We start from the raw sequence: 12,017 nt of genomic DNA, 5'->3' as shown, positions 1-12,017 counted from the left end.
ATACGCGGCCGACTTCGATGTTAACCAGCCAGGCTGAGAAATACCCAGGTGCCGGTGTTTCTGTCATACTGAACCCGACCCGATGGCGGGTCACGGTGGATCGCTCCGCCGCTCTATCACTACGGATCGTCCGGCACGTACCTGCCGGTGAAGGAGAAAAGCAATGGCATCTGTGACTTTCGACGAGGCCACCCGCCTCTACCCCGGCGGAACCCGCCCGGCCGTCGACAAGCTCAACCTCGAGGTCGCTGACGGCGAGTTCCTCGTCCTGGTCGGTCCCTCCGGCTGCGGCAAGTCGACCTCCCTCCGCATGCTCGCCGGACTCGAAGAGGTCAACGCCGGCCGCATCCTCATCGGCGACCGCGACGTCACCGACGTGCCGCCGAAGGACCGCGACATCGCGATGGTCTTCCAGAACTACGCGCTGTACCCGCACATGACAGTCGCCGAGAACATGGGCTTCGCGCTCAAGATCGCCGGCGTCGGCAAGGAAGAGCGCGCGACCCGCGTGCTCGAGGCCGCCAAGCTCCTCGACCTCGAGGAGTACCTGACCCGCAAGCCGAAGGCGCTCTCGGGCGGTCAGCGTCAGCGTGTCGCCATGGGCCGTGCGATCGTCCGTCAGCCGCAGGTGTTCCTCATGGACGAGCCGCTGTCGAACCTCGACGCCAAGCTCCGCGTCCAGACCCGTACGCAGATCGCGTCGCTGCAGCGTCGTCTCGGCGTCACCACCGTCTACGTCACGCACGACCAGACCGAGGCGCTCACCATGGGTGACCGCATCGCCGTCCTCAAGGACGGCCTGCTCCAGCAGGTCGGCTCGCCGCGCGACCTGTACGAGAAGCCGAACAACGTCTTCGTCGCAGGCTTCATCGGCTCCCCGGCCATGAACCTGTTCTCGGCCGACCTCGCAGAGGGCGGCGTGAAGTTCGGCACCGAGATCGTCCCGCTCGACCGCGACACCGTCGGCCGTGCACACGGCTCGCAGGTCACCGTGGGCGTGCGCCCTGAGGACATCACCGTCGGCCCCGCCGACGGCAAGGGCCTCTCGGTCGTCGTCGACCTGGTCGAGGAGCTCGGCGCCGACGGCTACCTGTACGGCCACACCGAGATCAACGGCAAGCGCGCCGACCTGGTCGCGCGCGTCGACGGCCGCAACCACCCGAACGCGGGCGAGACCGTCACCCTCGCCGCGAACGCGGGCCACGTGCACGCGTTCGACATCGAGTCGGGCGAGCGCCTGAACGACAAGCCGGTCGTCTCCGCCTGATCGGATCCACCAGACGCGGCGCGGGCTGACTTCGGTCACCCGCGCCGCTTCTGCTTTCCCGACCCCCTCACCACTGGAGCACCATGCAGGATGCACTGCGGATCACCGCCAGCAAGGTCGACCCCGGACTGCTCACGCTCCCCTGGTCGACGACACTGGCGAAATGGCCGTCAGAGCACATCGTGTCGCTGCCGAAGGGCCTCTCCCGTCACCTGGTGCGCTTCGCCGACCTCTCCGGCCGGGTGGTCGCTGTCAAGGAGACCACGGCCGAGATGGCGCAGCGGGAATACGACATGCTCGGCAACCTCGCCCGGCTCGATGTCCCGTGCGTCGACCGCGTCGCCGTGATCGCAGGACGAGCGGATGCCGACGGAGAGCAGCTTCCTGCCGCTCTCGTGACCGCGCATCTGCGATTCTCGATGCCCTACCGCGCGCTGTTCACCCGTGTGCTCCGTCCCGACACCGCGACACGACTCGTCGACGCCCTCGCCCTCCTGCTCGTGCGCCTGCACAACGTCGGCTTCTACTGGGGCGACGTGTCGCTCTCCAACACGCTCTTCCGCCGCGATGCCGGCGCGTTCGCGGCCTACCTGGTGGATGCCGAGACCGGCGAGCTGCACGAGGAGGGCCTGACACGCGGCCAGCGCGGCTACGACCTCGACCTCGCGCGCACGAACATCGCCGGCGAGATCATGGATCTCGCGGCGGGCGGGCGCCTGGAGCGCGGGGTCGACGCCATCGCCATCGCCGACGGCATCGTCTCGTCGTACCGGTCGCTGTGGGCCGAGCTCACGGCGCAGGAGTCCTTCTCCGCCGCCGAGACGTGGCGCATCACCGAGCGCGTCGAGCGCCTGAACGCGCTCGGCTTCGACATCGACGAGATGTCGATGTCGACGACATCCGACGGCACAGTCGTGGAGATCCAGCCCAAGGTCGTCGATGCGGGCCACCACCAGCGCCGCCTCATCCGCCTCACCGGCCTCGACGTCGAGGAGAACCAGGCGAGGCGGCTGCTGAACGACCTCGACGAGTTCCGTGCGCGCTCGACGAAGCAGTGGGCCGACGAGGAGATGTACGCCCACGAGTGGCTGACCAGGGTGTTCGAGCCGGTCGTGCGCGCGATCCCCTACGAGCTGCGCGCCAAGCTCGAGCCGGCCGAGGTCTTCCATCAGGTGCTCGAGCACCGGTGGTACCTGTCGCAGGCGGAAGGGCGCTCGGTGCCGCTCGCCGAAGTGCTCACCAGCTACATCAACGAGGTTCTGCGCCACCGGCGCGACGAGGCCACGATCATGGGCCCGCCCACCGAGACGATGAGCCTGCCCGTGATCACCGGCGTGATGCCGATCGCCGACGACGAGAGCGAGAACATCGACTGGCGCGACCTGGTCTGACCAGCTCGCGAGACTTCACGAATGTCACGAAATCCGGGCGGAAACGTGACATTCGTGAAGTCTCGCGGGCCGAACCAGGTCAGTAGCCGACGGTGAACCGCTCGCGACGGTGGTTGCCCTGCTCGATCTCGTCGACGAACGCCACGGCGAAGTCGGCGCCCGAGATGTACGACTTGCCGCTCTCGTCGCGCACGACGACGTCGCCGCCGTCGCGGTAGCTGCCGGTGCGCTCGCCCTCCACCCAGGAGCCGAACTCCTGCGGCGGGTGCACGAGGAACCAGTCGAGGCCGGCATCCGCCTGCTGCAGGAGCTCCAGCGTGTCCATGCCGACCTGCGCCTCGTGCCGGTACTCCTCGGGGACCCCGAGGTCCCACAGGCGGGGCCCGCCGGGTGCCGACAGGCTGCCCATCGCGCCGCCGATGACGCCGAGGCGGGTGGCCGTCCCGGTGAGGTGCGCCGCGACCCCGCGGAGCGCGTCGATCTGCGCATCCGCCATGTCGCCCCGAGGCGAGAGCGCGAAGACCACGGCGTCCGCGCCGTCGACCGCGCCGGCGAGGGAGTCGACGTCGAGCGCCGACCCCTGCACGTAGGCGGCACCGTCGACCGGGTCCGCAGGAGCGGAGCGCGAGACGGCGACGACGTCATGCCCGCGGCTCACCGCCTCGGAGACGATGTGACGACCGGCGTATCCGGTTCCTCCGAGGACGACGATGCGGGCCATGAGGGATCCTCTTCCTACTTCTGGGCGTTGCGGATGGTGGAGACCTGGTAGAGCGCGACGGACGTCGCGATGCCGGCGTTCAGCGACTCGGTGGCCGCCGAGATCGGGATCGAGACGATCTGATCGCACGTCTCCGCGACGAGCCGAGAGAGCCCCTTGCCCTCGGAGCCGACGACGATGACGACAGGACGGTCGGCGAGCTGCAGGTCCGGCAGCGCGACGTCGCCGTCGCCGTCCAGGCCGAGCACGAAGACGCCCTGCTTCTTGAACTCCTTGAGCTGCGTGGTGAGGTTCGTGGCGAGGGCGACGGGCATGCGCGCGGCGGCGCCGGCGCTCGTCTTCCACGCCGCGGAGTTCACGCCGGCCGAGCGGCGCTGCGGCAGGATCAGTCCGTGACCGCCGAACGCGGCGGCGGAGCGGATGATCGCGCCCAGGTTGCGCGGGTCGGTGATGCCGTCGAGCGCGACGAACAGCGGCACCTGGCCACGGTCGATGACCTGCTCGAGGAGGTCCTGCGGGTGTGCGTACTCGTACGGCGGCACCTTGATCGCGACGCCCTGATGCACCCCGTCGAAGCCCGCCATCCGGTCGAGCTCCTGTCGCGTGACCTCGAGCACCGGGATGCCGCGGTGCGTCGCGATAGACAGCATCTCCTTCGTGCGGTCGTCCATCTCGACGCGCTGGGCGATGTAGAACGCCGACGCCGGGATCTTCGCGCGGAGCGCCTCGAGCACCGAGTTGCGGCCGGTCACGACCTCGGTCTCGGTGGTGTTGTCCTTCACGCGTGCCGAGCGGTTCGGGTTGCCGCCGGACGACTGGCGCTGTCCGGGCCTGCCCTTGCCACCGGACGCCGCATAGCGCTCGGCCGCGGCCTTGCGCTTGCCGGCCGGGTGCCAGGCACGGTCCTCCGCCTTCGGGGTCGGTCCGCGCCCCTCGAGCGCCTTGCGTCCGAGTCCGCCGGTGCCCTTGCTGGGCCCCTTCTTCTTGCCCTTGCCCGCTGAGGGGTTGCCTGGCTTAGCCATCGATACTCCAATGAGTTCCGGCTGGAGAGTCCTCCAGCGTGATTCCTGCGGCGGCGATCGCATCGCGGATGCGGTCGGCCGCCGCCCAGTCCTTGTCGGCGCGCGCCTGTGCGCGCTGGGTGATCATCGTCTGCACGAGGGCGTCGAGGGCGGATGCCGTCGCGCCCGTGTCAGTCGTGCGCCATTCGGGCGCGTGCGGGTAGATGCCGAGGATGCTCGTCATCTGGATGACGTCCATCACGTCCTGCTTCGCTTCATCGTGCGTGCCCGCATCGAGGAGGGCGTTGCCGGAGCGGATGCTGCTGTGGATCGCCGCGAGCGCGCGGGGAACGGCGAGGTCGTCGTCCATGGCCTCGAAGAACTCGGTCGGCAGGCCCTCTTTCCACTGCGCCATTCCCGGGTTCGCCAGGCGCTGACCGCGCTCGAGGAACGTGCGGATGCGCCCGAGCGCCGCCTCCGCCTCGGCCCAGGAGGAGTCGGTGAGGTCGAGGCTCGAGCGGTAGTGCGCGGCTGCGAGCGCGTAGCGGACGACCAGCGGGTCGTGCGCGGCGAGGACGTCGGCCGCGAGGGTGAAGTTGCCGAGCGACTTCGACATCTTCTGACTGCCGACGGTGACCAGGCCGTTGTGCACCCAGTAGCGCGCGAATCCGTCGCCCGCGGCGGTCGACTGCGCGAGCTCGTTCTCGTGGTGCGGGAACCGCAGGTCGAGACCGCCGCCGTGGATGTCGAACTCGGAGCCGAGGTAGCGTTTCGCCATGGCGGAGCACTCGATGTGCCAGCCCGGACGACCGGCGCCCCAGGGCGACATCCAGGTGGCATCCGCCGGCTCGCCGGCCTTGGCGCCCTTCCAGAGCGCGAAGTCCTGCGGGTTGCGCTTTCCACGCGGATCCGCGTCCTCGGCCGCCTCCATGGCGTCGATCGACTGGTTGGTGAGCTCGCCGTACGACGACCACGAGCGCACGTCGAAGTACACGTCACCGGATCCGTCCGGCGCGGGGTAGGCATGGCCGCGCTCGATGAGGACGGCGATGATCTCCTGCATCTGCGGCACGGATGCCGTGGCCCGCGGCTCATACGTCGGAGGAAGGATGCCGGCGCCGGCATATGCGGCGGTGAACTCCTGCTCCATCCGGTAGGCGAGCGCCCACCACGGCTGGGTGGCGGTCGCGTTCGCGAGCACCTTGTCGTCGATGTCGGTGACGTTGCGCACGAAGGTCACGCGGCCGTAGCGGTGCGCCAGCCAGCGGCGGAGCAGGTCGAAGCTGAGAGCGGCCCGGACATGCCCGATGTGGGGGCCGGACTGGACGGTGGGTCCGCACACGTACATCGTGATGTTCTCGGGGTCGAGAGGCACGAAGTCGCGCAGCTGCTGTGCGCGGGTGTCATACAGGCGGAGTGTCACCGCTCAAGACTACTCGGGGACGGCTGAGCGTCAGCCGTCACGTCGCCGGTATGACGATCGCCACCGCAGTCACGGAGACGCCCTCGCCGCGACCGGGGAAGCCGAGTCCATCGGTCGTCGTGGCGGTCACCGACACCGGGGCGCCTCCGAGCGCCGCGGACAGCACGCGCTCGGCCTCGGCACGACGGGCGCTGAACCGCGGACGGTTCGCCTGGAACTGCGCCGACACGTTGCCTATCGTGAAGCCGGCCTCCGCCAGCAGCTCGCGGGTCCGCGCCAGGAAGACCTCGGCATGCGCCCCGGCGTATTCCGGATGCGCAGTGCCGAAGTGCTCGCCGATGTCGCCGAGCCCGGCGGCGCCGAGCAGGGCGTCCACGATCGCATGCGCCACGGCGTCGCCGTCGGAGTGGCCGGAGAGCGGATGCTCCCCCGGCCATTCGAGCCCGGCGAGCCAGAGCGTCCCCTCGCCGCCGAACGCGTGCACGTCGGTGCCGATGCCGACCCGAGGGATGGGCACGCCGACGCGAGCGGGCGCGAGGAGTTGACGCGCGCGCTCCAGATCGGCCGGCGTGGTGATCTTGAACCCGCGCTCCGATCCGTCGATGCGGCGGACGGGGTGCCCGGCCGCGGCGAACAGCGCGGCGTCGTCGGTGTACTCGGAGCCGGACGCGAGGGCCTCGGCGTAGGCGGATTCGAGGAGCGCTCTCGGAAAGCCCTGCGGGGTCTGCGCGGCTGCGAGCTCCGACCGGTCGACAGCTCCGGTGACGGCGCCGCCGTCGATGCGCTTCAGCGTGTCCACCACCGGCAGCGCGGGGATCACCCCGGCGTCGCCGGTGACCGCATCGGCGACGGCGTCGATGAGCGCGGGCGGTGTGAGCGCACGGGCGGCATCGTGCACGAGGACGGTCGTGACATCCCCCCACAGCGCGGCAAGCCCGGCCGCGACCGATTGCTGCCTGGTCAGGCCTCCGGTGACCACGCGACCGAGGTCGGCGCGCTCACCGGCTGCGGCTCGCAGCTCGGTCTCGGCATCCCCCTCGTGACCGGCGGGCGCGACGACGATCACCTGAGCCGGCCGGGCGGCGAAGACGCCGTCGAGAGCATGGCGCAGGATCGGCCGGGCGTCGATGCCGACGAATGCCTTGGGTGCTCCGGCATCCAGTCTGGTGCCTGAGCCTGCGGCGACGACGATGATCGCCGTGTCCGGAACGGGGAGGATGCTCACGCTCTCACGTTACCGGCATGAGAAAAGGGCGGATGCCGAAGCATCCGCCCTTCTCGAAGCACTCAGGGGCACTCAGGAGGCGAGGACCTCGTCGAGCAGCGCGCCCGCCTTGTCCTCGTCGATCTTCTCGGCGAGCGCGAGCTCGGAGATGAGGATCTGGCGAGCCTTCGCCAGCATCCGCTTCTCACCCGCGGACAGGCCGCGGTCCTGGTCCCGACGCCACAGGTCGCGGACGACCTCGCTCACCTTGATGACGTCACCGGAGGCGAGCTTCTCGAGGTTCGCCTTGTACCGGCGCGACCAGTTCGTGGGCTCCTCGGTGAACGGGGCGCGCAGCACCTCGAACACATGGTCGAGGCCCTCCTTGCCGATCACGTCGCGGACGCCGACCAGGTCGACGTTCTCTGCAGGAACCTCGATGATCAGATCACCCTGGGTGACGTTGAGCTTCAGATACTTCTTCGCCTCACCCTTGATTATGCGCTCCTTGACCTCGATGATGGTCGCAGCGCCATGGTGCGGATAGACGACTGTTTCGCCAACCTCAAAAAGCATAAAAACGTGTCCTTTCGGCAACCTCAAGGATACCACAGGGGATATGCGCTAAGGTTCGCGCCCCGGCGTCCCGAAGTCGGCGCCCGCTTACCCATAGAATGGATGCGGATATCCCGCCGGACCTCAGGAGGACCCGTGAAATCGCGCCTTGTTGCGTCTGCCGCCATCAGCGCCGTCGTCGTCCTCGGCGCCACCGGCTGCACGTTCATCTCTCCGCAGGCGACGACGATCGAATACTCCGCCTCCGACGGGGTGAACGTCTCCTCTGAGAGCGGGCCGCTCGACATCCGCAATGCCCTGGTCGTCGCCACCGATGACGGCTCGGTCGGCAACCTCGTCGTCGCGGTCGTGAACCCGACGGACGAGCGCGAGACCCTCACCATCACCCTGGCCGGCAACGAGCCGTTCGCGGTGACCGTCCCCGCCGGCGGCGTCGTGAGCCTCGGCGCGGATGAGGAGCCGCTGCGCCTCGTCGACCTCGACACCCTGCCCGGTGCCACTGTCGAGATCCACTTCCAGTCGGGCGACGGCACCGGCACGAAGACCGAGGTCCCCGTCCTCGACGGCTCGCTCCCCTACTACGCCGACCTCGTGCCGGACGGCGATCAGGAAGCTCAGTAGCCGCTCATTGCGCGACGGCGCACTGACGCCGGTCCATACGACAGAGGAGGCCGGTCGCCCCGCGGGGTGACCGGCCTCCTCTCGTCCGCCCGGTTCCCGAGCCGTCGGACGATCAGCCTTCGAAGCGGTAACCGAGACCGCGGACCGTGACGAGCATGACCGGTTCGCCCGGGTTCTCCTCGATCCGCGAGCGAATGCGTTTGATGTGCACGTCGAGCGTCTTGGTGTCGCCGAAGTAGTCGCTGCCCCAGACCCGGTCGATGAGCTGACCGCGGGTCAGGACGCGGCCGGAGTTGCGCATCAGCACCTCGAGGAGCTCGAACTCCTTCAGCGGCATGTTGATCTGCTCCCCGGCGACGGACACCGTGTGCCTGTCGATGTCGAGCGACACCCGCCCGCCGTCGAGGACCCGCTCGTCGAGCTCGCTGTCGGCCTGCACGACGCGCCGAAGCACCGCCCGCATGCGGGCCAGCAGCTCGCGCGAGGAGTACGGCTTCGTGATGTAGTCGTCGGCCCCGAGCTCGAGCCCCACGACGATGTCCACCTCGGAGTCCTTCGCCGTGAGCATGATGATCGGCACGGCCGACGTCGACCGGATCTGCCGGCAGACCTCGGTGCCGGGCATGCCCGGCAGCATCAGGTCGAGCAGGACGATGTCGGCTCCGCGGTCGCGGAAGGCGGTGAGCGCGCCGGGGCCGTCTTCGGCGATCTCCACCTCGTACCCTTCACGGCGCAGCAGATACGCCAGCGGGTCAGCGAGGTCGGGCTCGTCTTCGACGAGGAGGATGCGGGTCATGCTCTGTCTCCATTTCGCGCGCGAGCGGATGCCGCGGCCCTGGCCGCCTTGCGCTCGCGTTTCTTCTTGCTCTTCTTGTCGTCGTCCCTCACGGGAGGGTCGATCCGCGGAAGCCTGATGGTGAAGGTGGATCCCCTCCCTGGGCGGGACCACAGCCGGACCTCGCCGCCGTGGCGCTGTGTGGCGTGTTTGACGATCGACAGGCCGAGGCCTGTTCCGCCTGTTCGCCTCGAACGGGCTTCATCGGCGCGGTAGAACCGCTCGAAGATCCGCTCGCGATCGCTCTCGGCGATGCCGATGCCCTGATCCGAGACCGCGATCTCGACGACGTCGCCGTCCGCACGCACGCCGACACCGACCCGCGAGCCCTTCGGCGAGTACACGATCGCATTGGCGATGAGGTTTCCGAACGCCTCGATGAGGATCTGCGGGTCGCCGTGCACCCAGACGCCACGGTCGCCGCCGCGCGCGAGTTCGACGCCGGCGGAATCGGCCTGCACGACATGCCCCTCGATCGATGCCGCGATGACCTCGTCGATCGCCACCGGCCGCACATCGGAGAGCGCGTCCTCGGCCTGGAGCCGCGAGAGGCTCATGATGCGGCCGGTGAGCTGGCCGAGTCTCGATGCCTCGGCCGAGATGCGCGCCGCGAAGATCCTGACCTGGGCCGGGTCATCCGCCGCCGATTCGATCGCCTCGGCGAGCAGCGTGACGGCCCCCACCGGCGTCTTCAGCTCGTGGCTCGTGTTGGCGACGAAGTCGCGACGCATCTGGTCGAGGCGCTCCTGCTCGGTGACGTCCCGGACGATCAGCAGCGACATCCGCGGGCTGATCGCGCTCGCACGGGCGGACACCAGCCGAGGGTCGAGACTCAGACCCCCGCGGGTGATGCGCAGCGACTCGGTCGCCGAGGCCCCCGAGGCGCGCACGCTGCGGATCAGCTGACGCAGCTCCGGGTTCTCGAGCGGGGAGCCGACGGAGATCCCGAACCGCGCGGCCGACTTCGACGCCGCGAGCACGAGACCGGACGCATCCACCACGCACGCGGTGTCGTCCATGCTGGCGAGGACATCGGCCACGCCGTCGGGGACGACGTTCGACGTCTCCTCGACGACGCGCGCCCTCGCACGGTACGCCCAGGCCACGAGCAGCGACATGCCGACGCCTATCAGCATCCCGACGGCCAGCGCGAACAGCGCGATCTGCGGCAGGGTCATGACACCAGCGTAGAGTGCGTTCACCTGAGCTTCGGCGGGTTCTCGCGCGACGGCGGCAAGGCGAGAAGTACTATTCACGTGACGGGCACCGTTCGTTAACCTTCGGGGCACACAATCGCTTCGGGCCTGTGCGGGAGCGCGGCGCTCGCCTCTTCCGCGGACGGCCCGCCGTCTCGCGCTGACAACACAGCCGAGACCCGAATGAAAGGTTGCGCCCCATCATGCGCGAAGTCTTCCACCAGTCCCTCGAGGACCTTCAGTCCCGTCTCGTCGAGATCGCGGATCTCGTGACCGTCTCGATCGACAAGGCGACCCGTGCCTTCGCCACGAGCGACGTCGCACTCGCCGAGGAGGTCATCGCAGACGACGCGAAGATCGACGGGCTCGCCGTCGCCCTCGACGAGCAGGCCATCGAGATCCTCGCCCGTCAGCAGCCGGTCGCGCGCGACCTGCGGATCGTCGTCACCGCGCTGCGCGTCAGCGCGTCGCTCGAGCGGATGGGCGACATGTCGGAGCACATCGCTCAGCTCGCCCGCCTGCGCTTCCCCGAGCGCGCCGTCCCGAAGGGACTCAAGGGCACGTTCACCAAGATGGGCGAGCTGGACGTCGAGATCTCGCGCACGCTCTCCCAGCTGCTCAAGACGCAGGACCTGCGCTTCGCCGACGCGATCCGCAACACCGACGACGACATCGACGAGCTGCACGCGAGCGTCTTCGAGAAGGTTCTCAGCGACAACTGGAAGGGCGAGGCCACCGCGACCGTCGACGCGACGCTCGCCAGCCGGTACCACGAGCGCTTCGCCGATCACGCCGTCGCCGTCGCGAAGAAGGTCGTCTACCTCGCGACCGGCGACTGGCACGTCGAGGAGGAGGACATCGCCCTCGCCGTCGAGCAGCAGGAGCTCAGCCAGCAGGAGCACGGGCACGCCTGAGACATCGTCTGACACGACGGAGGCCGGATGCTGAACAGCATCCGGCCTCCGTCGTATCCGCCTACTTCTTGCCCTGCGCAGCCACCGCCGCGGCTCCTGCGGCCGCAGCCTCGGGGTCGAGGTAGCGACCGGGACCCGTGGGGACGTTGTTCTCGTCGAGCTCGTAGACGAGCGGGATGCCGGTGGGGATGTTCAGCTCGGCGATGTCCTCGTCGCTGATGCCGTCGAGGTGCTTCACGAGGCCTCGCAGCGAGTTGCCGTGCGCAGTGACGAGCACCGTCTTGCCGGCCTCGAGGTCGGGGACGATCGCGCTCTCCCAGTACGGCAGGAGGCGGTCGATCACGAGCTTCAGCGACTCCGTGCGGGGCACCTCGCCGTCGATGCCGATGTAGCGGGGGTCGCCGACCTGGCTGAACTCGCTGGCGTCGTCGAGGGGAGGCGGCGGCACGTCGAAGGAGCGACGCCACAGCTGGAACTGCTCGGGGCCGAACTGCTCGAGCGTCTCGGCCTTGTCCTTGCCCTGCAGCTCGCCGTAGTGGCGCTCGTTCAGGCGCCAGGAGCGGGTCACCGGGATCCACAGGCGGTCGGCGGCGTCCAGCGCGATGTTCGCGGTCTGGATGGCGCGGCTCAGCAGCGAGGTGTGCAGGACGTCGGGCAGGATGCCGGCCTCGGCGAGAAGCTCGCCACCGCGGCGGGCCTCACGCTCGCCCTGCGCGTTCAGGCGGACGTCCACCCATCCGGTGAACAGGTTCAGTTCGTTCCACTCGCTCCGGCCGTGGCGGAGCAGGATCAGGGTGCGCGTCGCAGTCATGAGGCCAGTTTATCGACGGCGACCGATACGCACCGCCGACCCTGGGAGGATTGACGC

General features: G+C 69.2%; 12 protein-coding genes. 4 read left to right on the top strand and 8 right to left on the bottom strand.

The window, feature by feature from the left end; genetic code table 11:
* Positions 1–163: 163 nt before the first annotated feature.
* Positions 164–1,267 (top strand): ABC transporter ATP-binding protein, encoded by a 1,104-nt coding sequence (locus IPV10_RS05320; protein WP_207481190.1) that lies wholly within the window; start codon positions 164–166, stop codon positions 1,265–1,267.
* 83 nt (positions 1,268–1,350) lie between these two features.
* The gene (locus tag IPV10_RS05315; RefSeq protein WP_207481181.1) at positions 1,351–2,658 is read left to right on the top strand and encodes a DUF4032 domain-containing protein; all 1,308 of its coding nucleotides are present in this window, start codon (positions 1,351–1,353) and stop codon (positions 2,656–2,658) included.
* Between the two features lie 79 nt (positions 2,659–2,737).
* On the opposite strand, the gene IPV10_RS05310 is transcribed toward IPV10_RS05315, so the two are convergent.
* From IPV10_RS05310 to IPV10_RS05290, 5 genes are all read right to left on the bottom strand, one after another.
* Complete coding sequence (locus tag IPV10_RS05310; RefSeq protein WP_207481179.1) at positions 2,738–3,379, bottom strand: NAD(P)-dependent oxidoreductase; 642 nt, start codon at positions 3,377–3,379, stop codon at positions 2,738–2,740.
* Positions 3,380–3,393: 14 nt separating this feature from the next.
* Positions 3,394–4,401, bottom strand: a complete 1,008-nt coding sequence (gene rlmB / locus IPV10_RS05305) for a 23S rRNA (guanosine(2251)-2'-O)-methyltransferase RlmB (protein WP_207481177.1) — start codon at positions 4,399–4,401, stop codon at positions 3,394–3,396.
* The gene (gene cysS, locus IPV10_RS05300; protein ID WP_207481175.1) at positions 4,394–5,803 is read right to left on the bottom strand and encodes a cysteine--tRNA ligase; all 1,410 of its coding nucleotides are present in this window, start codon (positions 5,801–5,803) and stop codon (positions 4,394–4,396) included. Before cysS ends, rlmB begins: the two co-directional genes overlap by 8 nt.
* Positions 5,804–5,840: 37 nt before the next feature.
* The gene (gene ispD, locus IPV10_RS05295) at positions 5,841–7,028 is read right to left on the bottom strand and encodes a 2-C-methyl-D-erythritol 4-phosphate cytidylyltransferase (protein WP_207481173.1); all 1,188 of its coding nucleotides are present in this window, start codon (positions 7,026–7,028) and stop codon (positions 5,841–5,843) included.
* A gap of 72 nt (positions 7,029–7,100) precedes the next feature.
* Complete coding sequence (locus IPV10_RS05290) at positions 7,101–7,583, bottom strand: CarD family transcriptional regulator (protein ID WP_045255828.1); 483 nt, start codon at positions 7,581–7,583, stop codon at positions 7,101–7,103.
* Between the two features lie 135 nt (positions 7,584–7,718).
* Here IPV10_RS05290 and IPV10_RS05285 point away from each other — a divergent pair, with 135 nt between their 5' ends.
* The gene (locus IPV10_RS05285) at positions 7,719–8,204 is read left to right on the top strand and encodes a DNA modification methylase (RefSeq protein WP_207481171.1); all 486 of its coding nucleotides are present in this window, start codon (positions 7,719–7,721) and stop codon (positions 8,202–8,204) included.
* Between the two features lie 112 nt (positions 8,205–8,316).
* Here the strand turns inward: IPV10_RS05285 and IPV10_RS05280 are convergent, their stop codons facing one another.
* Positions 8,317–9,000: a response regulator transcription factor gene (locus IPV10_RS05280; protein WP_207481169.1), complete on the bottom strand. Its 684-nt coding sequence runs from the start codon at positions 8,998–9,000 to the stop codon at positions 8,317–8,319.
* The gene (locus IPV10_RS05275) at positions 8,997–10,217 is read right to left on the bottom strand and encodes a cell wall metabolism sensor histidine kinase WalK (RefSeq protein WP_207481167.1); all 1,221 of its coding nucleotides are present in this window, start codon (positions 10,215–10,217) and stop codon (positions 8,997–8,999) included. The genes IPV10_RS05280 and IPV10_RS05275 overlap by 4 nt, the downstream gene beginning before the upstream one ends.
* A 221-nt stretch (positions 10,218–10,438) precedes the next feature.
* Between IPV10_RS05275 and phoU the strand changes: the two genes are divergently transcribed.
* On the top strand, positions 10,439–11,149 hold the full coding sequence (gene phoU, locus IPV10_RS05270) for a phosphate signaling complex protein PhoU (protein WP_207481165.1): 711 nt from the start codon (positions 10,439–10,441) through the stop codon (positions 11,147–11,149).
* A gap of 61 nt (positions 11,150–11,210) precedes the next feature.
* Here the strand turns inward: phoU and IPV10_RS05265 are convergent, their stop codons facing one another.
* Positions 11,211–11,960 carry a phosphoglyceromutase gene (locus tag IPV10_RS05265; RefSeq protein WP_207481163.1) on the bottom strand — a complete coding sequence of 250 codons (750 nt, stop codon included), beginning with the start codon at positions 11,958–11,960 and terminating at the stop codon, positions 11,211–11,213.
* Positions 11,961–12,017 lie beyond the last annotated feature (57 nt).

It is taken from the genome of Microbacterium sp. SD291 (assembly GCF_017355365.1).
Taxonomy (GTDB): domain Bacteria; phylum Actinomycetota; class Actinomycetes; order Actinomycetales; family Microbacteriaceae; genus Microbacterium.
Note: the sequence above shows the minus strand (reverse complement) of the source record. Positions and strands in the feature narration are given on the sequence as shown.